Raw genomic sequence first — 20,666 nt, forward strand, 5'->3', positions numbered from 1 at the left:
ATGGCGAACACTCGTTCATCGGCTCTCCCGACCACCCGCAAGGTCAAGGGCCTTCTGGGAACCAAGCTGGGCATGACCCAGGTGTGGGATGAGCAGAACAACCTCGTTCCGGTGACCGTCGTGGCCACCGGAAACAACGTCGTGACCCAGATCCGCAACGAGGAAACCGATGGTTACCCCGCCGTGCAGATCGCGTTCGGCGAGATCGATCCTCGTAAGGTCAACAAGCCGACTGCAGGCCACTTCGAGAAGGCCGGCGTGACCCCACGTCGTCACCTCGTCGAACTGCGCACCGCAGACGCTGCTGACTACGAGCTCGGCCAGGAACTCGGTGTCGACTCGTTCGAGTCCGGGATCAAGGTCGATGTGACCGCGAAGACCAAGGGCAAGGGAACCGCCGGTGTCATGAAGCGTCACGGCTTCGCCGGTGTCGGTGCCTCCCACGGTCAGCACCGCAACCACCGCAAGCCAGGTTCGATCGGCGGCGCCGCAACACCTGGTCGCGTGTTCAAGGGTATGCGCATGGCCGGCCGTATGGGCGCTGTCAAGCACACCACCCAGAACCTCACGATCCACGCCGTGGACAGCGAGAACAACTTCCTGCTCATCAAGGGTGCCGTTCCCGGCCCCAAGGGTGGAGTCGTCCTCGTTCGCTCGGCCGTGAAGGAGGCCTGAACGTAATGACTGATGTCAAGACAGTCGACGTCATCGATGCCGCTGGTGCCAAGTCCGGTTCCGTTGAGCTGCCCGCCGAAGTCTTCGGTGTGCCTGCAAACGTGCCGCTGATCCACCAGGTCGTCGTTGCGCAGCTCGCTGCGGCCCGTCAGGGCACACACAAGACGAAGACCCGTTCCGAGGTCCGCGGCGGTGGCCGCAAGCCGTACCGTCAGAAGGGAACCGGCAACGCCCGTCAGGGTTCGATCCGCGCTCCTCAGTACAACGGCGGCGGTATCGTGCACGGACCGGTTCCGCGCGACTACTCGCAGCGGACCCCCAAGAAGATGAAGGCTGCCGCACTGCGCGGTGCCCTGTCCGATCGTGCACGGCTCGATCAGGTCTTCGTCGTGAAGAATCTGGTCACCGGCGACGCACCGTCGACCAAGCAGGCGAAGGCCGCACTGGCCGGCCTGTCCGACCGTAAGAACACCCTTGTGGTGCTCGATCGCGACGACGAGCTCAACAACTTGAGCGTGCGCAACCTGCCGCATGTCCACGTGCTCACCTTCGATCAGCTCAACACCTACGATGTGCTGCTCGCCGATGACATCGTGTTCACCGAGGCAGCTCTGCAGTCGTTCCTGAGCGGCAACCGCAAATCGGAGGACGCATCATGAGTCTCAACTTCAAGGACCCGCGCGACATCATCGTCGCACCGGTCGTCTCGGAGAAGACGTACAGCCTGATGGACGAAGGAAAGTACACCTTCCTCGTCGACCAGGACTCGAACAAATCCGAGATCAAGCACGCCATTGAATCGATCTTCGATGTGCAGGTCGCCAAGGTCAACACCCTGAATCGCCAGGGCAAGCGCCGCCGCACCCGCACCGGTTGGGGAAAGCGCAAGGACACCAAGCGTGCCATTGTCGCCCTCAAGGACGGATCGATCGACATCTTCGGTGGATCGCTCTAAGCGATCCTTCGTCAAAGAAGGACAAGACTCATGGGAATCCGTAAGCACAAGCCGACGACCCCGGGCCGCCGTGGCTCGTCGGTCGCCGACTTCGTCGAAGTGACCCGGTCTACACCGGAGAAGTCGCTTCTGCGTCCGCTGCCCAAGCGCGGCGGCCGCAACAGCCAGGGACGCGTGACCACCCGCCACCAGGGCGGCGGTCACAAGCGCCAATACCGTGTCATCGACTTCCGCCGCCATGACAAAGATGGCGTTCCGGCGAAGGTCGCACACATCGAATATGACCCGAACCGTACGGCTCGCATCGCTCTGCTGCATTATGCAGACGGAGAGAAGCGCTACATCCTCGCCCCGCAGAACCTCAAGCAGGGTGCACAGGTGGAAGCCGGTCCGGGTGCAGACATCAAGCCGGGCAACAACCTTGCCCTGCGCAACATCCCGGTCGGTACCGTGCTGCACGCAGTTGAAATGCGTCCCGGCGGCGGTGCCAAGATCGCTCGTTCTGCCGGTTCGTCCGTGCAGCTCGTGGCGAAGTACGGCCGTTTCGCACAGCTGCGGATGCCTTCGGGCGAAATCCGCAATGTTGATGCGCGCTGCCGTGGCACGGTCGGCGAGGTCGGCAACGCCGAGCAGTCGAACATCAGCTGGGGCAAAGCAGGCCGCATGCGTTGGAAGGGCCATCGCCCGTCCGTCCGCGGTGTCGTGATGAACCCGATCGACCACCCGCATGGTGGTGGCGAGGGCCGTACTTCGGGTGGTCGTCACCCAGTCAGCCCGTGGGGTCAGTTGGAGGGCCGCACACGCCGGCCGAACAAAGAGAGCGACAAGTACATCGTGCGCCGTCGCCGGACCGGCAAGAAGCGCTGATTGGAGTACTGACTTATGCCTCGTAGCCTCAAAAAGGGTCCTTTCGTCGACGAGCACCTTTACCAGAAGGTCGCTCGCCAGAACGAGAAGAACACCAAAAATGTCATCAAAACATGGTCTCGTCGCTCGATGATCATCCCGGACTTCCTGGGACACACCATCGCGGTACATGACGGACGCAAGCATGTCCCCGTCTTCATCACTGAGTCGATGGTCGGACACAAGCTCGGCGAGTTCGCACCGACACGGACGTTCCGTGGCCACGAAAAGGACGATCGCAAGGGTCGCCGCCGCTGAGGCGGGGCACTCTTACGATCCTAGACAAGAGAGAAGGAAGCGATGGAAGCCAAGGCTAAGGCGCGTTACCTGCGCGTCACGCCTCGCAAGGCTCGGCGCGTCATCGACCTCATTCGTGGTCAGCAGGCGACCGAAGCACTTGCAGTGTTGAAGTTTGCAGAACAGTCGGCATCAGATCCGATTTACAAGCTCGTTGCCTCCGGCATCGCCAATGCGCGTGTCCGGGCCGACGAGGAAGGCGTTGCGTTCGACGAGAACGAACTGGTCATCTCCGAAGCATTCGTGGACGAGGGACCGACCATGAAGCGGTTCCGTCCGCGTGCCCAGGGTCGCGCTTTTCGCATCGAGAAGCGCACGAGCCACGTGACCGTGGTCCTGGCCAGCGGCGACGACCTGCCTCAGCGCAAGAGCCGGAAGGGGAACCGCTAATGGGCCAGAAGATCAATCCGAACGGATTCCGACTCGGAATCACCACGGATCACAAGTCGAAGTGGTTCGCTGACTCGACCAAGCCGGGGCAGCGCTACAAGGACTACGTGCTCGAGGATGTCAAGATCCGCGAGATGATGAACACCGGCCTCGAACGGGCCGGCATCTCGAAGGTCAACATCGAGCGCACGCGTGACCGTGTCCGCGTCGATATCCACACCGCACGTCCGGGCATCGTCATCGGACGTCGTGGAGCCGAAGCGGACCGCATCCGCGGTCAGCTCGAGAAGCTCACCGGCAAGCAGATTCAGCTCAATATCCTTGAGGTGAAGAACCCCGAGATCGACGCACAGCTCGTCGCTCAGGGAGTTGCCGAACAGCTCGCCAGCCGCGTGGCCTTCCGCCGCGCAATGCGCAAGGCGATCCAGAGCGCGCAGCGTGCCGGTGCCAAGGGCATCCGCGTGCAGTGCTCCGGCCGCCTCGGCGGTGCTGAGATGAGCCGGTCCGAGTTCTACCGCGAAGGCCGTGTGCCGCTGCACACCCTGCGTGCGAACATCGATTTCGGTCTCCACGAAGCACACACCACATTCGGACGCATCGGCGTCAAGGTGTGGATCTACAAGGGCGACATGACCGACAAGGAGCTTGCTGCCGAGCAGGCGAAGGCTCCTGCTGCTCGTGGCCCGCGTGGCCGTGGGCGCGGTCGTGGTGGCCGCGGACGTGGTCAGGAAGGCGCACCGCGCCGGGGTGACCAGGCCCGTAACACTGAGAACAATGCCGAAGCCCCCGCGGCTGAGGCCGGATCGGAGGGCTGAGATATGTTGATCCCTCGTCGAGTGAAATTCCGTAAGCAGCACCATCCCCGTCGGGGCGGCGCCGCCAAGGGAGGCACGACGGTGTCCTTCGGTGACTACGGCATCCAGGCTCTCGAGCCCGCCTACGTCACCAACCGGCAGATCGAGGCCGCACGTATTGCCATGACGCGCTACATCAAGCGCGGCGGCAAGGTGTGGATCAACATCTACCCCGACCACCCGCTGACGAAGAAGCCTGCCGAGACCCGTATGGGTTCCGGTAAGGGATCGCCTGAATGGTGGATCGCCAATGTCAAGCCGGGTCGGGTCATGTTCGAACTCGCCGGTGTGTCCGAGGAAGTTGCTCGCGAGGCTCTGCGCCTGGCGATCCACAAGCTTCCGCTGAAGGCCCGTATCGTGGCCCGCGAAGGTGGTGAGTGAGAATGGCAATCGGTTCGAAGAACCTTTCCATCGACGCACTGGACGGTTTCGACAACGAGCGTCTGCTCGAGGAGCTCAAGAAGGCCAAGGCCGAGCTGTTCAACCTGCGTTTCCAGTCGGCCACCGGCCAGCTGGAGAGCCACGGTCGCCTCAAGGCTGTGCGTCGCGACATCGCTCGTATCTACACCGTGCTCAACGAACGGGAGCTGGACATCCGTCCGAACCCCGCTGATGCTAAGGAAGAGGGCAAGTGATGGCGGAGACCGCGAACACTGAGGCCACTGCTGCGGAGCGGAACTCCCGCAAGACTGCACGTGGTTACGTCGTATCCGACAAAATGGACAAGACCATCGTCGTCGAGGTCGAGGAGCGCATGAAGCACCGCCTCTACGGCAAGGTCCTGCGCAAGTCGGTCAAGTACAAGGTTCACGATGAGGAGAACACCGCCGGTATCGGTGATTTCGTCCTCGTGGCCGAGACGCGGCCGCTTTCGGCCGCGAAGCGTTGGCGGCTCGTCGAGATCATCGAACGCGCCAAGTAACCAACGCCACCCCACCCACCCGGTCCCGCCCGCGGTCTCCTGGAGACTGCGGGCGGCTACCGGGAACGGGGTGAAATGTCAATGAATCCGTTCCGCAAGGCTCACGCCTGTGCGTGAGAACCAGCGCGACGACAGGAGAAAATAGTGATTCAGCAAGAGTCGCGACTCAAAGTCGCCGACAACACTGGCGCCAAGCAGATCCTGGCCATCAGGATCCTGGGTGGCTCCGGTCGGCGCTACGCCTCGATCGGTGACACCATCGTGGCAACCGTCAAGGACGCAATCCCCGGCGGAAACGTGAAGAAGGGTGACATCGTCAAGGCTGTCATCGTTCGCACCGCCAAGGAACGCCGTCGTCCCGACGGCTCCTACATCAAGTTCGACGAGAATGCAGCTGTCATCCTCAAGAACGATGAGGAGCCGCGCGGAACCCGCATCTTCGGGCCCGTGGGACGCGAACTCCGCGACAAGAAGTTCATGAAGATCGTCTCCCTGGCACCGGAGGTGTTGTGAGCATGGCGAACAAGCTCAAGATCAAGAAGGGCGATCTCGTCCAGGTGATCGCAGGCGCTCGGGAGTCACGTGGTGGCGATCGCGGGAAGCAGGGCAAGGTTCTTGCCGTCTACCCCGAACGCAACCGTGTGCTCGTCGAGGGCGTCAACCGCGTGATCAAGCACAAGAAGGCTACGCAGACTCAGGCCGGCGGCACCGCTGGTGGCCGTGAGACCCACGAAGCCCCCATCCACGTGTCCAACGTGGCGCTCGTTGATCCCAAGGACAACAAGCCCACCCGCGTCGGATACCGCGAAGAGAACGTCGAGCGCGACGGTCGCACCAAGACCGTTCGGGTTCGCTACTCGCGTCGCACCGGGGAGGAGATCTGATGACGGAAACAACCACCAGCCGTCCCGCACCGCGTCTCAAGCAGATTTACCGCAATGAGATCGTGGCGAAGATGCAGGAAGAGTTCAACTACGCCAACCCCATGCAGGTTCCCGGACTGACCAAGGTCGTCGTGAACATGGGTGTGGGTGACGCAGCACGCGATTCCAAGCTGATCGAAGGCGCCGTCAACGATCTGACTCTGATCACCGGTCAGAAGCCGGTCGTGACCCGGGCTCGGAAGTCCATCGCTCAGTTCAAGCTGCGCGAGGGCCAGCCCATCGGTGTCCACGTCACCATGCGTGGAGCACGGATGTGGGAGTTCATCGACCGCGTCATCACCCTGGCACTGCCGCGTATCCGCGACTTCCGCGGACTCTCGGATCGTCAGTTCGACGGACACGGCAACTATACCTTCGGTCTCACGGAGCAGTCGATGTTCCACGAGATCGACCAGGACCGGATCGACCGTGTCCGCGGTATGGATATCACCGTGGTCACCACTGCCACGACGGACGATGAGGGACGTGCACTGCTGCGTCACCTCGGGTTCCCGTTCAAGACAAAATAATCGCTACGTTGCAGGTCCAAGCACAGCATGTGGGCGGAAACCGTAACGAGGAAGGGCAAGTGCCCAAATGACAATGACTGATCCAGTCGCAGACATGCTCACGCGTCTGCGCAACGCCAACTCGGCTTATCACGAGGACGTCAGCATGCCGTTCTCGAAACTCAAGTCGAACATCGCCGAGATCCTCAAGACGGAGGGTTACATCACCGGCTGGAGCGTCGAAGACGCCGAGGTCGGAAAGACCCTGTTCCTGGACCTCAAGTTCGGACCCAACCGGGAACGTTCCATCGCCGGACTGCGTCGTGTGTCGAAGCCGGGACTGCGCGTCTACGCGAAGTCCACGAACCTGCCCAAGGTTCTCGGCGGACTCGGCATCGCCATCCTGTCGACCTCGTCAGGCCTCCTGACAGACCGCCAGGCCGCCAAGAAGGGTGTGGGTGGGGAAGTCCTCGCCTACGTCTGGTAAGGAAGGAGAGAAGAATATGTCACGTATTGGCAAGAACCCGATCTCCGTTCCCAGCGGCGTCGAGGTCAAGGTCGACGGCCAGGATGTTGCCGTCAAGGGACCCAAGGGCGAACTGTCTGTCACCATCGCCGAGCCGATCACCGTATCGCTCGAAGACGGTGTCGTCACCGTGGCGCGTCCGGACGAGGAGCGCGAATCGCGTTCCCTGCACGGACTGTCACGCACGCTCATCAACAACCTGATCGTCGGTGTGACCGAGGGCTACTCCAAGGGCCTCGAGATCGTCGGAACCGGTTACCGTGTGCAGGCCAAGGGATCGAACCTCGAGTTCGCCCTCGGCTACAGCCATCCCATCGTCGTCGAGCCGCCTGAGGGAATCTCCTTCAGCGTCGAGGGTCAGACGAAGGTCGGCGTCCACGGAATCGACAAGCAGCTGGTCGGTGAGACCGCTGCAAACATCCGGAAGCTGCGCAGGCCCGAACCCTACAAGGGCAAAGGTGTGCGCTACGCCGGCGAAATCGTCCGTCGCAAGGTCGGAAAGGCTGGTAAGTAAAGATGGCCTTTGGCAAGAAGGAAAGCTACGGCAAGGGCAGGGCTGCTGCTCGCAAGCGTCGTCACGCTCGTCTGCGCAAGCATGTGAGCGGTACGGCCGAGCGCCCGCGCCTCTCAGTGACTCGTTCCACGCGCCATGTCTTCGTCCAGGTCATCGACGACACCGTCGGCAAGACCCTGGTCTCGGCCTCCACCATGGAAGCCGATCTGCGGACATTCGAAGGCGACAAGACCGGCAAAGCCCGCAAGGTGGGCGAACTGGTTGCCCAGCGCGCCAAGGACGCCGGTATCGAAGCCGTCGTATTCGACCGTGGAGGCAACGCCTACCACGGCCGTGTGCAGGCAATCGCCGAAGGTGCCCGTGAAGGAGGATTGGCGCTATGAGCACTGAAGAGAACAAGGAACAGCAGGCGACTGCTGAGACGCGCACCGACAACAGCGGTGACCGTTCCTCCCGTGGCCGCGGCCAGGGTGGACAGGGCGGCCAGGGCCGCGGACGCGGCGAAGGCCGTGGGCGTGGCGGTCGCAACGATCGTGACGACAAGAACCAGTTCGTCGAGCACGTCATCACCATCAACCGCGTGTCGAAGGTCGTCAAGGGTGGACGTCGGTTCTCCTTCACGGCTCTCGTCGTGGTCGGCGACGGCGACGGCATGGTCGGCATGGGCTATGGCAAGGCGAAGGAAGTTCCTGCCGCCATCGCCAAGGGTGTTGAGGAAGCGAAGAAGAACTTCTTCCGTGTCCCCCGCATCCAGAAGACCATTCCGCACCCGGTCCAGGGCGAGGAAGCCGCAGGCGTTGTCCTGCTGCGTCCGGCCGCTCCCGGTACCGGTGTCATCGCCGGCGGACCCGTCCGTGCAGTCCTCGATGCCGCTGGCGTCCAGGATGTGCTGTCGAAGTCGCTGGGTTCGTCGAACGCGATCAACATCGTGCACGCTGCGATCACCGCGCTGAAGAGCCTCGAACGGCCCGAGGAAGTTGCGGCTCGCCGCGGCCTTCCCGTCGACGAGGTTGCTCCGCACGCATTGCTGCGAGCAGCTGCTGAAAGTGGGGCGAAGTCCTGATGGCAAAGCTCAAGATTACTCAGCGCAAGTCCGCTATCGGTTACCGTCAGAGCCAGCGCGATACGCTGCGTTCGCTCGGTCTCAAGCGGACCAACGACGTTGTGGTGCAGGATGATCGCCCGGAGATCCGGGGAATGATCAACGCTGTTCGCCACATCGTGACTGTGGAAGAGGTCGATTGATATGTCGAACAACGACTCGCTGAAGCTGCACGATCTGCACCCGGCCCCCGGAGCCAAGACCACCAAGACCCGTGTGGGTCGTGGTGAGGCTTCGAAGGGTAAGACCGCCGGTCGCGGAACCAAGGGCACGAAGGCCCGTTACCAGGTTCCGCACGGCTTCGAGGGTGGCCAGACACCGATGCACATGCGTCTGCCGAAGCTGCGTGGGTTCAAGAACCCGGCCAAGGTGACGTTCCAGGTTGTCAACCTCGACAAGCTGTCCGCCCTGTTCCCCGAGGGAGGAGACGTCACCGTCGCCGATCTCGTGGCTAAGGGTGCTGTGCGTCCCAAGCAGCCCGTCAAGGTTCTCGGCACCGGTGAGATCACCGTGGCTCTGAACATCACTGCAGACAAGTTCTCCGGCTCAGCGGCCGAGAAGATCAAGGCTGCAGGCGGAAGCGCCAGCGAAGCCTGATCGGATCCGTTGGAACGGGCCTGAGGCTTCAATGCTGAAAGAGGGGGTGGTCACTGCGGTGACCGCCCCCTTCTGCATGCCCGGCAATACCCCGGGAATCACTCCGAAACCAGTCTGTCGGGCCACTGACCGGTTTCAGTCTGGAGGTCATACCCTGATAGTCTTTTGCAGGTATTTGTCTCATTCGCCAGGTCGCGACCACGACTCTGACTTTTCATCCGCCAACGAGGAGGACGCTTGATCGGCGCAATCCGGAGGGCTTTCAGAACGCCCGACTTGAGGAACAAACTCCTCTTCACCCTGGGCATTCTTGTCATCTTCCGACTCGGCTCGTTCATTCCCTCGCCCGGCATCGATTACACCCAGGTGCAGGAGTGTGTGGCTTCGCCTCAGCTGAATGAGGGCGGATTCGCAATGATCAACCTCTTCAGCGGTGGCGCTCTGCTGCAGCTGTCGATCTTCGCTCTGGGCATCATGCCCTACATCACGGCGAGCATCATCGTGCAGCTCCTGCGCGTGGTCATCCCGCGCTTCGAATCCCTCCACAAGGAAGGGGCGTCCGGTCAGGCGAAGCTGACCCAGTACACTCGTTACCTCACCATCGGCCTGGCGATCCTCAACTCGACCACGCTCGTGGCCACTGTCCGTTCGGGTGCGCTCTTCGGCAGCGTCGAAGGCTGCACCGACCTCATCGCCAACGACACCTGGTGGGGCATCGCAGTCCTCGTGCTCACGCTCACCGCTGGTACCGGCCTCATCATGTGGCTGGGCGAGCAGATCACCGAGCACGGTGTCGGCAACGGTATGTCGCTGCTGATCTTCACCTCTGTCGCCTCGGCGTTCCCGTCCTCGCTCGGTGCGATCTTCCGCGAGCAGGGCGTCGACATCTTCCTCATCGTCTTGGCGGTCGGCCTGGTCCTCGTCGCGCTCGTCGTCTTCGTCGAACAGTCGCAGCGTCGCGTGCCCGTCCAGTACGCGAAGCGGATGGTCGGGCGTCGTATGTTCGGCGGCACCTCGACCTATATCCCGATCAAGGTGAACATGGCCGGAGTCATCCCCGTCATCTTCGCCTCCTCGGTGCTCTACCTGCCGAGCCTGATCTCGCAGTTCTTCGATCCCGAGTCGAAGTGGGTCGAATGGATCAACACCTACTTCACCCGCGGCGATCACCCGATCTACATCACCGTCTACGCTCTGCTGACGATCTTCTTCGCCTACTTCTACGTGGCGATCACCTTCAATCCCGAAGAGGTCGCGGACAACATGAAGAAGTACGGCGGGTTCATCCCCGGCATCCGCGCCGGTCGACCGACTGCCGAATACCTCAGCTTCGTGCTCAGCCGCATCAACTTCCCCGGTTCGCTCTACTTGGCCTTCGTCGCCCTCATTCCGCTCATCGCGCTGGTGCTCATCAACGCGAACCAGAACTTCCCGTTCGGCGGAACTTCGCTGCTCATCGTCGTGGGCGTCGGCCTCGAGACGGTCAAGCAGATCGATGCGCAGATGCAGCAGCGCCACTACGAAGGACTGTTGCGCTGATTTGACCTGACGCTGAGCTTCAGCGGACAACCATTGGAAGGACACCTTATGAGTTCACGCATTATCCTGATCGGCCCCCCGGGGGCCGGCAAGGGCACCCAGGCGGCTCGTCTGTCGGAGGCGCTCGGCGTCCCGGCGATCTCCACCGGAGACATCTTCCGGGCGAACGTGAAGGGTGAGACCGAGCTCGGCAAGCTCGCCAAGCGCTACATGGACGCCGGCGAATACGTTCCCGACGAGGTCACGAACTCGATGGTCGCTGACCGTTTGGCTCAGGACGATGCGGCAGACGGGTTCCTGCTCGACGGCTACCCGCGCACCAGCGCCCAGGTCGAAGAACTCGATCGGATGCTCTCGGCCGAAGACAAGGCGATCGAACACGTCGTCGAACTCACTGCTGACACCGACGAAGTCGTCGCTCGTCTGCTCGCCCGCGCACAGACCGAGGGCCGCAGCGATGACAGCGAAGACGTCATCCGCCACCGCCTCGACGTCTACGAAGAGCAGACCCAGCCGCTGACCGACATCTACCGCAGCCGCGGTCTGCTGCGCCAGGTCGACGGCCTCGGAGAGGTCAACGACATCACTGACCGTATCCTGTCGTCCATACGATGATCTTCGGACCACGGATCGAGCTCAAGACTCCTGCGGAGCTCGAGCTCATGCACCGGGCCGGGCAGCTGACACGCCAAGTGCTCTCAGCCGCCCGGTCCGCGGCCGTTCCCGGTGCCACGACCGCCGAGGTGGACGCCGCGGCCGAAGCAGTCATCGATGCCGCCGGCGCGCGGTCGAATTTCAAGGGATACCAGGGATTCCCCGCCGTGGTGTGCATCTCCGTGAATGAGGAGATCGTCCACGGCATCCCCGGCAGTCGTGTCCTCGCAGCAGGTGACATCGTCTCGATCGACGGCGGTGCCATCGTCGATGGCTTCCACGGAGATTCGGCACTGACGATGATCGTCGGCGGCGATGATGCCGGCACCGAAGCGGACCGTCTGCTCTCCGTCGCCACCGAGACGGCGATGTGGACCGGCATCGCCGCATTCGCCACCGGCACGAAGGTCAGCGACATCGGCGACGCCATCGACGACTTCGTGACTGAGAACCATCCGCATCTGGGTCTCGTCGAGGAATTCACCGGGCACGGCATCGGCACTGCCATGCACATGGCACCTGAAGTGCTCAACTACCGCGCCCGGTCGAACGGACCGAAGATCAAGGCGGGAATGTGCCTGGCGATCGAGCCGATGCTCACCACGGGAGGTGGGGACACCCGCACCCTCGCCGATGACTGGACGGTCGTGACGGCGGACGGTTCTCGGGCGAGTCACTGGGAGCACAGTGTGGCCCGCCACGACGGGGGAGTCTGGGTGCTGACCGCCGAGGATGGGGGAGCGGCCGGGTTGGCGCCGTTCGGAATCACACCTGTGCCTCCGAAGAGCGCCTGAGGGGAGAACTCAGGTCGTCAGCGCCTGCTTCTTCAGTGAAGCCCTGCCGACGAAATAGACGGCGGTGAAGGTTCCCGACGCCGCCATGAGTGCGAGAGCGAACATCCACGCCGCCGTCTCGACGATGTTGAATCCGGCCAACTGGAATGCGCAGAACGCGATGAATGCCGTGATTGCGCCGGCCAGCACACCGGCTGTGCGTGACATCTGATAGGCGCGCTGCTCGAGAGTGTACGTGTGGTCATCCATGTCGTGGCTCCTAGACGCATCGTCGCGATCTCGGTCCTGTCGGCACCGATACTTGTGTTTTCACGGTAGGATCTCGCCATGGCGAGTGTCTACGATGTCCCGAAACGTCAGACAGATGTGGGCGATCGCTATCGGATGACACGGATCGCCTTCGACGTGATCTCCGCGTTCGGATGCCTTCAGGCCAGCGGTCTGCCGGGTCCGGTGATTGTCAGCATCCTCGGCGAACACGGGTATTCGTCCTCGAGCGTCCACAACCAGCTCGTGCGGATGGTCCGACGGGGGATCCTTTGCAGTGAACGGGTCGGACGGGTGTCCGTCTACCGGCTCAGCGCGCACATCCTCTCAGGCTTCACCGATATCGCCGGCGATCATGTCTTCCCCGAATACGAAGGTCGCTTTCACACCATCCTGTACTCGGTTCCCGAGGCCGCACGAGGCGTGCGTGACCGTCTGCAGTACATCGCCCGCAGTCTCGGCTACGGACAGCTGCGCCCGGGGATTCTCGTGGGTTTCTCCGACCGCAGTGCGCAGCTGGATGCGCGTCTGCCCGCGATCGCCGATCCCGGCTGGTATGAGACCGCCGTTCTGACTCCCGAGTCAGTGGAGGCGGCACGCAGGATGACCTCCCGAGCCTTCGGCCTCGACGCGGCCCTCGCACAGCTGCCTGCGCTGGAAGAGCGGATGAACGCACTGAGCGCAAATGGTTCAGCACCGGGTACCGGACGTGTGGGACTGAGTCTCAGCAGCTTCTTCGATCTGTACTTCGATGTTGCCCGGGATGTGATGGCCCACCCTCTGCTGCCCGAAGTGCTCGTCGAAGGCACACAGCCGGCCGTGAGGTTCCGGAAGCTGATGAATCAGTGCAACCTCGAGTACTACCTCAGATTCGACCAGAGGATCCTCGAATGTGCGGGGTCGTGCTCGTCCTATGACCTCATCGAATGGCTGCCGCAGCGATGACCCGGGTCGCAGCCCTCACGCATGGTCCGAAGAATCTCAGAGAATCCGAGCGGTCCGTTCGACCGCCTCGGTGAGCAGGGGACGGGGGAGTGCGAAGTTGAACCGGATATGCCCGGCGCCGACCTCACCGCACAGTCGTCCCTCGGTCACTGCCACCCCCGCGCGGGAATTGATCGTTTCGGCCAGTCCCGACTCGAGACCGTAGCCGCGCAGATCCAGCCACGCCAGGTACGTGCCCTCCGGCTGGATGTAGGCGGCGTTGGGGAGCAGCGAGGTGACGAGATCGGTGAACAGGTCGCGACTGCCTTTGAGGTAGCCGTTGACCTCGTCGAGCCAGTCGAGTGAACGGGTATAGGCGGCTGTGGTTGCGAGGATTCCGGGATTCGATGCCGCCCCGGAGACGAATTGACCCTTCTGCTTCCACGTTTCTCGATCGCTCGGGGAGGTCAGGATCAGCTGTGCGCATTTGAGGCCGGGGATGTTGAAGGCCTTCGACGCGGCCGTCGCGGTGGTGGTGTGGGCGGCGGTCGCCTCGGTGAGGGTGGCGTAGGGAATGTGCTTGGCGGGGTCGTAGACGACGGGGGCGTGGATTTCGTCAGAGAACACCCGGGCCTCCTCGGCCTCGACCACCTCGGCGAGGGCCAACAGCTCGTCTTCGGTGTAGACCTTGCCGATGGGGTTGTGAGGGTTGCACAGAACGAGGGTGGCGCCGGGGGTGAGCGCAGCGGCGATGGCGTCGAGATCGAGCGACCACCCGGTTTCCGAGCGCAGCATCGGCGCTTCGATGAGGCGGCGGCCGGTGACCCGGGCGACGTCGAAGAACGGCATGTACGCCGGGGTCGGGAGCACGATCGGGGTGTCGGCAGGTGTGAGGTGGGTGAGCACGCCGAGGAACGCCGCGAGCACATCGCTGGCCGGCTCGATGTGTTCGACGGGGATCTGCCACCCGTAGCGGTCGGCGCAGAATCCGGAGGTCGCGGCTCTGAGTTCGGCTGTGAGGTCGGCGGGAGCGTAGCCGTAGAGGTCACGGTCGTCGATCACCTGGAGGGATCGGCGCACGGCGGGAGCGACGCCGAAGTCCATCTCGGCGATGAATGCGCCGATCGAACCGGGGAAGGCAGACCATTTGCGGCCGCCCTTCGCAACCAGGGACTCCTGCGTGATGGCGTCGAACTCGGACATCGTCGTTCTCCTCTGCTGGACGATTCGGCGGTACCGGGCGGAGCGGTGTGCGCAATCGCTCCGACCGTGACTGCTGCCGTGGGACGGACGGGCGCTCGTCGCACACAGCCGCATGCGTCGGTGCCCGCCCGAATGAGTTTCTCACGCTAGCAGTCGAGACCATCGTCCGGTGCGCAGCCTGTCGTCGGGAGTCATAGGAGGGACCTGAATCGGCAGAGGGGAGCCGTGCCGGGCGGCTGCGGCACGGCGCGGACGGGATTGTAAGGGACTTCACGCGCAGAAGCGAACACCGTGTGGAAGATTCTTCGCACGTGGTGTAGGGTTGTGGATTGGTCTGTTCTCACTCAACTCACCCTTTTTCAGATGTGGGCGGCTTCTGCCATCCACGTCTTTTATGTGGTGACGAGAGCGACGGGCCATGGGGTCACCGGCATTGAGTCGGTGATACACGATTACGTCGAACGCGAAGGTTTCGCGGGAATACGAGGTTAGCGAGCGATATGGCCAAAAAAGAAGGGGTCATTGAGATCGAAGGCACCGTTGTCGAAGCTCTGCCGAACGCATCGTTTCGGGTTGAGCTGAGCAACGGGCACAAGGTGCTGGCACATATCTCCGGAAAGATGCGTCAGCACTACATCCGCATCCTTCCCGAGGACCGGGTCATTGTGGAGCTGTCTCCATACGATCTCTCGCGCGGACGAATCGTTTACCGCTACAAGTAAGGATCTTCGATCATTCGCGTCTTGCTCCCTTCAGGGCAAGGACCGAAAGAAGGAAAAACGATGAAGGTTAAGCCCAGCGTCAAGAAGATCTGCGAGAACTGCCAGATTACCCGCCGTCACGGTCGGGTCATCGTCATCTGCTCCAACCCGCGCCACAAGCAGCGCCAGGGTTGAGCAGCTCTTCGAGCAGATCGAAGCTCCTCTGAGGAGCTTCAGCAGCACCACACCCGCGCAAACCTCGCCATCTGCGCCCGGGCCCCTGTGAAGTGAGAACTTCTCAGGCGAAGGCACAGGACGATACCTCCGGTCGGGGGCCGGAGACCTTGGGGGACCAGGGACAGGTTTGCATCAGCACCTCCGAAACAACAACAGGAGACAGTACCTATGGCACGACTTGCCGGAGTCGACATCCCGCGTGAAAAGCGCGTGGAAGTCGCCTTGACTTACATCTATGGTGTGGGCCGCACCCGTGCGCGCCAGACCCTGACCGAAACGGGAATCAGCCCTGATACCCGTGTGAAGGACTTGAGCGACGCCGAGCTCGTCCAGCTGCGTGACTACATCGAGGGCACATTCCAGGTTGAGGGTGACCTCCGTCGTGAGGTGGCCGCCGATATCCGCCGCAAGGTCGAAATCGGAAGCTATGAAGGCCTGCGTCACCGCCGCGGTCTGCCGGTTCGCGGACAGCGGACCAAGACGAATGCGCGTACCCGCAAGGGCCCCAAGCGCACCGTGGCCGGTAAGAAGAAGTAATTCGCTCACCCCGGTTGGCTGCGGCCAACCACCTCGATCAGGAGTAGGAATCTATGCCTCCCAAGTCACGCGCCGCTACAGTGCGCAAGCCTCGCCGCAAGCTGAAGAAGAATATCGTCGCCGGCCAGGCTCACATCAAATCAACCTTCAACAACACCATCGTGTCGATCACTGATCCGAGCGGTGCTGTCATCTCCTGGGCCTCCTCAGGTGAGGTCGGCTTCAAGGGTTCGCGCAAGTCGACCCCGTACGCCGCACAGATGGCTGCCGAATCGGCTGCTCGTCGCGCGCAGGAACACGGCCTGAAGAAGGTCGACGTGTTCGTCAAGGGACCCGGCTCGGGTCGTGAGACCGCGATCCGTTCGCTGCAGGCCGCGGGCCTGGAACTGGGCACCATCCAGGATGTCACCCCGGTTCCGTTCAACGGCTGCCGTCCCCCCAAGCGCCGCCGCGGCTGATCCTTCCGTGGAACTGCAACGGATGACGGGCGGGAGCCCGGCATCGGTCGCAGAACGGATTCCCAGATAACCCGAACCGTTCTTCATGGCTCATGCCATGACGTGCAGTGCGAACGTCATATAGCGGATGTTCGCTGAAAGGAAGCCCACGTGCTCATTGCACAGCGCCCAACGCTCACGGAAGAAGTCGTCTCCGATAACCGCTCACGGTTCGCCATCGAACCGCTCGAGCCAGGATTCGGCTACACCCTCGGCAACTCGCTTCGCCGGACTCTGCTGTCATCGATTCCCGGTGCATCCGTCACGTCCATCAGGATCGACGGAGTTCTCCACGAGTTCAGCACCGTTCCGGGGGTCAAAGAGGATGTCACTGAGTTCATCCTCAACCTGAAGTCCCTGGTCGTGTCGTCCGAATTCGACGAACCGGTCGTCGCCTACCTGCGCAAGCAGGGTCCTGGCACTGTGACCGCTGCCGATGTCTCTGCTCCTGCTGGGGTCGAGATCCACAATCCGGACCTGCACATCGCCACGCTGAATGGTGAGGGTCGTCTGGACATGGAACTGACCATCGAACGCGGACGCGGATACGTTTCGAGCGCTCAGAACAAGAATGCGGATGCAGAGATCGGCCGGATCCCGGTCGATTCGATCTACTCCCCGGTTCTCAAGGTCACCTACAAGGTCGAAGCCACACGCGTCGAACAGCGCACTGACTTCGATCGTCTGGTCCTCGATGTTGAAACCAAGCCCTCGATGACTCCGCGCGACGCGATCGCGTCTGCGGGCAAGACCCTGGTCGAGCTCTTCGGCCTGGCTCGAGAGCTCAACGTCGAAGCCGAAGGCATCGAGATCGGACCCTCGCCTGTGGACGCGGCTCTGGCCGCCGATCTGGCGCTGGCCATCGAAGACCTCGACCTGACCGTGCGCTCCTACAACTGCCTCAAGCGCGAAGGCATCCACACCGTCGGTGAGCTAGTTGCTCGCAGCGAAGCCGACCTCATGGATATCCGCAACTTTGGTTCGAAGTCGATCGACGAGGTCAAGGCCAAGCTCAACGAGCTCGGTCTCAGCCTCAAGGACAGTCCTGCCGGATTCGATTCCGGTCTCGTTGATGAGGACCAGTCCTACGTCGAAGACGAACAGTACTGATTTAGACCTAGGAGTAACTCACAATGCCAACCCCAACCAAGGGCCCCCGCCTCGGCGGATCGCCCACACACGAGCGCCAGATGCTCAACAACATGGCTGCCCAGCTGTTCGAGCACAAGCAGATCACCACCACCGTGACCAAGGCCAAGCGTCTGCGTCCGGTCGCTGAGCGGATGATCACGAACGCGAAGAAGGGTGACCTGGCTGCACGTCGTCGCGTGCTCGGTCAGATCTCTGACAAGTCGGTCGTGCACGAGCTCTTCACCTCGATCGCCGAGGCCATGGCTGAGCGTCCCGGCGGTTACACCCGGATCACGAAGATCGGCCCCCGTCCCGGCGACAACGCCCCGATGGCCGTCATCGAACTGGTCCTCGAACCCTACTCGCCCAAGCAGGCGACCGTGAAGGAAGCCGAACAGGCGACCGCCGCTGCCGCTCCTGCTGAGGAAGAGGCTCCGGTCGAGGCTGAGGTCGTCGATGAGGCCCCCGAGGCTTCCGAGGAAGCCGCTGCCGAGGCCGACGCCGAGGCTGCCGAGGACAAGTAAGCTCCTCTTCCGACCGTCGGCTCCGCGGCTGCGGAGGCACGGCCGAACTTCTCAGGCGGGCACCCACCAGGGTGCCCGCCTGAAATGCATTCACTCCGCCGTCGGCCGCAACCGTGTTTGCCAATCGCGCATCGGCTTCTGCCGCCGATGAGCTGAGAGCGAAGACGCAGCGAAGGCCGGAGCATCATTGTGCTCCGGCCTTCGCTGGTTCCGCCTTCAGGCTCTGCCCTCAGCGGTTTCGCGCGAATGAGGACAAGTCATCGGTCGAGCGTGTGCGCAGGGAGCGGCGCGGAGGCCGCCGTGTCGCGCTCACTTCGCCCGCGACAGCACCACTGACTCGTCGAATTCTCGGTCGGATTCCTCATCGTGCTTGTACGTCAGCTTGCTGACGACGACCGCAACGATGAGGTTGATCGCGAACCCGGGGATGATCTCGTAGACCGCGTCCGTCAGCGGTGTGCTCACCTGTCCCCACACGAAGGCGACGACCGCGCCGGACAGCAGCCCGGTCAGAGCGCCCCAATTGCTCAGGCGCTTCCAGAACAGGGTGAGGAGGACAATCGGACCGAACGATGCTCCGAAGCCGGCCCAGGCGAAGGCGACGAGGTCGAGGATGCTGTTCGACGGGGAGAGCGCCAGCACTACGGCGATGATCGCGACGACGAGGACACCGAGACGGCCGAGGAGCACATAGGTTTTGTCCTGCAGCGTGCGCGTGGACCCTGTTCGCAGAGCGACGATCTTGAACAGGTCCTCGATGAGTGCCGAGGAGGTCACGACCAGCTGCGAGGAGATCGTCGACATGATCGCGGCGAGGACCGCTGCCAGCACGAGTCCGGCGATGAACGGGTGGAACAGGATCTGCGCGAGATCGAGGAACACGGTCTCCGCGTCCGTCGGCTCCTGTGCGGCGTGTTCGGAGAAGTAGGAGATGCCGACGATGGCGGTGGCCACGGCGCCGAGTGCCGAAATCGCCATCCAGCTGACTCCGATGCGGCGGGCGACGGTGGCGTCAGCCGGGGTGCGCAGCGCCATGAAGCGCACGATGATGTGCGGCTGACCGAAGTAGCCCAGACCCCACGCGAGTGAGGAGACGATCGACATGATCGTAGCGAAAGTCCAGAAGTCGCCTGAGCCCAGAAGATTGAGCAGACCCGGGTCGATCTCCGAGACGTTCCTGATCACGGCCGCCGGTCCACCGGCATTGATGACTGCGACGATCGGTACGGCGACGAGGGCTGCGAACATCAGCAGTCCCTGGGCGACGTCTGTCAGCGTCGCACCGAGGAAGCCTCCGAAGAGAGTGTAGATCATGGTGATCGCGGCGACGAGGAGCATCCCCCCGATGTAGTTGAGCCCGAAGCTCGATTCGAAGAACTTTCCGGCAGCGACCATGCCTGAGGAGACATAGAAGGTGAAGAACACGAGGATGATGACGCCGCAGACGATGCGCAGCAGGCGGGTGCGGTCTTTCAACCGCTGTTCGAAGAAGCTGGGGATCGTGATCGAATCACCGGCCCGCTCCGTGAACGCTCGCAGACGCGGTGCCACGAACTTCCAGTTCACCCACGCACCGATCGTCAATCCGATGGCGATCCAGGCCTCGATGAGACCGGAGAGGTAAACGGCTCCGGGCAGTCCCATGAGCAGCCATCCGGACATATCCGATGCGCCGGCGCTCAGGGCCGCCACGCTCGGGCGCAGACCACGCCCGGCGAGCATATAGTCGTCGAGGTTGTTCCTGGTCCGGCGATAGGCGAACCATCCGATGGACAGCATCCCGACGAAATAGAGAACGATGGCAATCGTACGGAAAGTGGTTTCCGTCATCTGAGCTCAGCTCCTTCTGTAGACCGAGGCGACTTTACAGCAGGAGTGGTTCCGGGTGTGAATTCGCTGGCAATCTGCATGGCGCGAGCCTACACCTCCGTCGCCGCGTACGGGGGCGGTGTAGTCGAATCGCAATGCTTCGGTGACGTTGCCGAGGCGGCAGACGACGGTCGACCCCTACCGCGGGGACGTATGCGGGGTCAGCCGCGGGGACCGCGGCGCCGCGGTCGGCGATCATCCGACGGTGAACGCGGCGAGCGGGGGATCCGGAAGGGCTTCGCGGCAGGCTGTGTTTGCCTCAGTGAACTGCGCATCGGCCGGTTCCAGACGGCCTGACGGTGATGGAGGTCTGCAACCGAGAAGGTGGGCCATACGCCGGCGAGATGTTTGAAGAACGGGGGAAGGTGCTGATGAGATAGGTGTGGCCGGGATCGAAGTGGCGCATCGTGTCGAGGTTCTTCTCCAGGTTCGTTCGGGCCTGTGTTCTCCGGGCCCGTGTTCGTCACCATCGCGACCTTGGCCAGGGCCAGCTGGACTGTGTCAAGTTGTTTCGACAGGAGAACACTATTTCCTCAAGCAGCCCGGTCGGCTGCCGATGATTCCGTCTCGGTGCGATCGAAGAACGACTCCATCGCCCGGGCAGGGATCTCATAGCCCA

At 62.7% G+C, this 20,666-nt stretch carries 32 protein-coding genes; 29 read left to right on the forward strand and 3 right to left on the reverse strand.

Annotated features, from left to right (window positions below):
- The 22 genes from rplC (at position 1) to map (ending at position 12,157) form a co-directional block, all read left to right on the forward strand.
- The gene (gene rplC, locus ACPUD7_RS14285; protein ID WP_135537129.1) at positions 1 to 675 is read left to right on the forward strand and encodes a 50S ribosomal protein L3; all 675 of its coding nucleotides are present in this window, start codon (positions 1 to 3) and stop codon (positions 673 to 675) included.
- 5 nt (positions 676 to 680) lie between these two features.
- Positions 681 to 1,334 (forward strand): 50S ribosomal protein L4, encoded by a 654-nt coding sequence (gene rplD / locus ACPUD7_RS14290; protein ID WP_135537128.1) that lies wholly within the window; start codon positions 681 to 683, stop codon positions 1,332 to 1,334.
- Positions 1,331 to 1,630 (forward strand): 50S ribosomal protein L23, encoded by a 300-nt coding sequence (rplW, locus tag ACPUD7_RS14295; RefSeq protein WP_135537127.1) that lies wholly within the window; start codon positions 1,331 to 1,333, stop codon positions 1,628 to 1,630. Before rplD ends, rplW begins: the two co-directional genes overlap by 4 nt.
- 30 nt (positions 1,631 to 1,660) lie before the next feature.
- Positions 1,661 to 2,497: a 50S ribosomal protein L2 gene (gene rplB / locus ACPUD7_RS14300; RefSeq protein WP_135537126.1), complete on the forward strand. Its 837-nt coding sequence runs from the start codon at positions 1,661 to 1,663 to the stop codon at positions 2,495 to 2,497.
- Positions 2,498 to 2,512: 15 nt separating this feature from the next.
- Entirely contained in the window at positions 2,513 to 2,794 is a 282-nt protein-coding gene (gene rpsS, locus ACPUD7_RS14305; protein WP_135537125.1) for a 30S ribosomal protein S19, read from the forward strand.
- 42 nt (positions 2,795 to 2,836) lie between these two features.
- Complete coding sequence (gene rplV, locus ACPUD7_RS14310; protein WP_025777926.1) at positions 2,837 to 3,223, forward strand: 50S ribosomal protein L22; 387 nt, start codon at positions 2,837 to 2,839, stop codon at positions 3,221 to 3,223.
- Entirely contained in the window at positions 3,223 to 4,038 is an 816-nt protein-coding gene (gene rpsC / locus ACPUD7_RS14315) for a 30S ribosomal protein S3 (protein ID WP_135537123.1), read from the forward strand. The genes rplV and rpsC overlap by 1 nt, the downstream gene beginning before the upstream one ends.
- Positions 4,039 to 4,041: 3 nt before the next feature.
- Entirely contained in the window at positions 4,042 to 4,458 is a 417-nt protein-coding gene (gene rplP / locus ACPUD7_RS14320) for a 50S ribosomal protein L16 (protein WP_135537122.1), read from the forward strand.
- 2 nt (positions 4,459 to 4,460) lie between these two features.
- A complete protein-coding gene (gene rpmC / locus ACPUD7_RS14325; protein WP_135537474.1) occupies positions 4,461 to 4,712 on the forward strand; it encodes a 50S ribosomal protein L29 in 252 nt (83 codons plus the stop codon).
- Entirely contained in the window at positions 4,712 to 4,999 is a 288-nt protein-coding gene (gene rpsQ, locus ACPUD7_RS14330) for a 30S ribosomal protein S17 (RefSeq protein ID WP_135537121.1), read from the forward strand. Before rpmC ends, rpsQ begins: the two co-directional genes overlap by 1 nt.
- Positions 5,000 to 5,143: 144 nt before the next feature.
- Entirely contained in the window at positions 5,144 to 5,512 is a 369-nt protein-coding gene (gene rplN / locus ACPUD7_RS14335) for a 50S ribosomal protein L14 (protein ID WP_135537120.1), read from the forward strand.
- Between the two features lie 2 nt (positions 5,513 to 5,514).
- Entirely contained in the window at positions 5,515 to 5,883 is a 369-nt protein-coding gene (gene rplX, locus ACPUD7_RS14340) for a 50S ribosomal protein L24 (RefSeq protein ID WP_135537119.1), read from the forward strand.
- Positions 5,883 to 6,452 (forward strand): 50S ribosomal protein L5, encoded by a 570-nt coding sequence (rplE, locus tag ACPUD7_RS14345; protein WP_135537118.1) that lies wholly within the window; start codon positions 5,883 to 5,885, stop codon positions 6,450 to 6,452. The genes rplX and rplE overlap by 1 nt, the downstream gene beginning before the upstream one ends.
- A gap of 67 nt (positions 6,453 to 6,519) precedes the next feature.
- A complete protein-coding gene (gene rpsH, locus ACPUD7_RS14350; RefSeq protein WP_135537117.1) occupies positions 6,520 to 6,918 on the forward strand; it encodes a 30S ribosomal protein S8 in 399 nt (132 codons plus the stop codon).
- Positions 6,919 to 6,934: 16 nt separating this feature from the next.
- A complete protein-coding gene (gene rplF / locus ACPUD7_RS14355; RefSeq protein WP_135537116.1) occupies positions 6,935 to 7,471 on the forward strand; it encodes a 50S ribosomal protein L6 in 537 nt (178 codons plus the stop codon).
- A gap of 2 nt (positions 7,472 to 7,473) precedes the next feature.
- The gene (gene rplR / locus ACPUD7_RS14360) at positions 7,474 to 7,854 is read left to right on the forward strand and encodes a 50S ribosomal protein L18 (protein WP_135537115.1); all 381 of its coding nucleotides are present in this window, start codon (positions 7,474 to 7,476) and stop codon (positions 7,852 to 7,854) included.
- Entirely contained in the window at positions 7,851 to 8,534 is a 684-nt protein-coding gene (gene rpsE / locus ACPUD7_RS14365) for a 30S ribosomal protein S5 (RefSeq protein ID WP_135537114.1), read from the forward strand. The genes rplR and rpsE overlap by 4 nt, the downstream gene beginning before the upstream one ends.
- Positions 8,534 to 8,716 (forward strand): 50S ribosomal protein L30, encoded by a 183-nt coding sequence (rpmD, locus tag ACPUD7_RS14370; protein WP_135537113.1) that lies wholly within the window; start codon positions 8,534 to 8,536, stop codon positions 8,714 to 8,716. The genes rpsE and rpmD overlap by 1 nt, the downstream gene beginning before the upstream one ends.
- 1 nt (position 8,717) lies before the next feature.
- Positions 8,718 to 9,170, forward strand: coding sequence for a 50S ribosomal protein L15 (rplO, locus tag ACPUD7_RS14375; protein WP_135537112.1), 453 nt, complete (start codon positions 8,718 to 8,720; stop codon positions 9,168 to 9,170).
- A gap of 237 nt (positions 9,171 to 9,407) precedes the next feature.
- Positions 9,408 to 10,709 carry a preprotein translocase subunit SecY gene (secY, locus tag ACPUD7_RS14380; protein WP_135537111.1) on the forward strand — a complete coding sequence of 434 codons (1,302 nt, stop codon included), beginning with the start codon at positions 9,408 to 9,410 and terminating at the stop codon, positions 10,707 to 10,709.
- A 48-nt stretch (positions 10,710 to 10,757) separates the two neighbouring features.
- Entirely contained in the window at positions 10,758 to 11,324 is a 567-nt protein-coding gene (locus ACPUD7_RS14385; protein ID WP_135537110.1) for an adenylate kinase, read from the forward strand.
- The gene (map, locus tag ACPUD7_RS14390; RefSeq protein WP_425120277.1) at positions 11,321 to 12,157 is read left to right on the forward strand and encodes a type I methionyl aminopeptidase; all 837 of its coding nucleotides are present in this window, start codon (positions 11,321 to 11,323) and stop codon (positions 12,155 to 12,157) included. Before ACPUD7_RS14385 ends, map begins: the two co-directional genes overlap by 4 nt.
- Positions 12,158 to 12,166: 9 nt before the next feature.
- Here map and ACPUD7_RS14395 read toward each other — a convergent pair whose 3' ends face one another.
- Positions 12,167 to 12,406: a hypothetical protein gene (locus ACPUD7_RS14395; RefSeq protein WP_135537108.1), complete on the reverse strand. Its 240-nt coding sequence runs from the start codon at positions 12,404 to 12,406 to the stop codon at positions 12,167 to 12,169.
- A gap of 78 nt (positions 12,407 to 12,484) precedes the next feature.
- On the opposite strand from ACPUD7_RS14395, the gene ACPUD7_RS14400 reads away from it, so the two are divergent.
- Positions 12,485 to 13,369, forward strand: a complete 885-nt coding sequence (locus ACPUD7_RS14400; protein WP_425120278.1) for a PaaX family transcriptional regulator — start codon at positions 12,485 to 12,487, stop codon at positions 13,367 to 13,369.
- A gap of 36 nt (positions 13,370 to 13,405) precedes the next feature.
- Here ACPUD7_RS14400 and ACPUD7_RS14405 read toward each other — a convergent pair whose 3' ends face one another.
- A complete protein-coding gene (locus ACPUD7_RS14405; RefSeq protein ID WP_425120279.1) occupies positions 13,406 to 14,551 on the reverse strand; it encodes a MalY/PatB family protein in 1,146 nt (381 codons plus the stop codon).
- Positions 14,552 to 15,051: 500 nt separating this feature from the next.
- Here ACPUD7_RS14405 and infA point away from each other — a divergent pair, with 500 nt between their 5' ends.
- The 6 genes from infA (at position 15,052) to rplQ (ending at position 18,178) form a co-directional block, all read left to right on the forward strand.
- Positions 15,052 to 15,273: a translation initiation factor IF-1 gene (gene infA / locus ACPUD7_RS14410; protein WP_009379245.1), complete on the forward strand. Its 222-nt coding sequence runs from the start codon at positions 15,052 to 15,054 to the stop codon at positions 15,271 to 15,273.
- A gap of 60 nt (positions 15,274 to 15,333) precedes the next feature.
- Positions 15,334 to 15,447, forward strand: a complete 114-nt coding sequence (gene rpmJ, locus ACPUD7_RS14415; protein WP_009884960.1) for a 50S ribosomal protein L36 — start codon at positions 15,334 to 15,336, stop codon at positions 15,445 to 15,447.
- 210 nt (positions 15,448 to 15,657) lie between these two features.
- Complete coding sequence (gene rpsM, locus ACPUD7_RS14420) at positions 15,658 to 16,026, forward strand: 30S ribosomal protein S13 (RefSeq protein ID WP_025777905.1); 369 nt, start codon at positions 15,658 to 15,660, stop codon at positions 16,024 to 16,026.
- Positions 16,027 to 16,079: 53 nt separating this feature from the next.
- The gene (rpsK, locus tag ACPUD7_RS14425; RefSeq protein WP_135537105.1) at positions 16,080 to 16,484 is read left to right on the forward strand and encodes a 30S ribosomal protein S11; all 405 of its coding nucleotides are present in this window, start codon (positions 16,080 to 16,082) and stop codon (positions 16,482 to 16,484) included.
- A 150-nt stretch (positions 16,485 to 16,634) separates the two neighbouring features.
- Positions 16,635 to 17,633 (forward strand): DNA-directed RNA polymerase subunit alpha, encoded by a 999-nt coding sequence (locus ACPUD7_RS14430; protein ID WP_135537104.1) that lies wholly within the window; start codon positions 16,635 to 16,637, stop codon positions 17,631 to 17,633.
- 23 nt (positions 17,634 to 17,656) lie between these two features.
- On the forward strand, positions 17,657 to 18,178 hold the full coding sequence (rplQ, locus tag ACPUD7_RS14435; RefSeq protein ID WP_425120280.1) for a 50S ribosomal protein L17: 522 nt from the start codon (positions 17,657 to 17,659) through the stop codon (positions 18,176 to 18,178).
- Positions 18,179 to 18,487: 309 nt separating this feature from the next.
- Here the strand turns inward: rplQ and putP are convergent, their stop codons facing one another.
- Entirely contained in the window at positions 18,488 to 20,008 is a 1,521-nt protein-coding gene (gene putP / locus ACPUD7_RS14440; RefSeq protein ID WP_135537102.1) for a sodium/proline symporter PutP, read from the reverse strand.
- Positions 20,009 to 20,666 lie beyond the last annotated feature (658 nt).

The sequence above is a fragment of the Brevibacterium sp. FAM 24630 genome (assembly GCF_049804075.1).
Classification (GTDB): Bacteria; Actinomycetota; Actinomycetes; order Actinomycetales; family Brevibacteriaceae; genus Brevibacterium.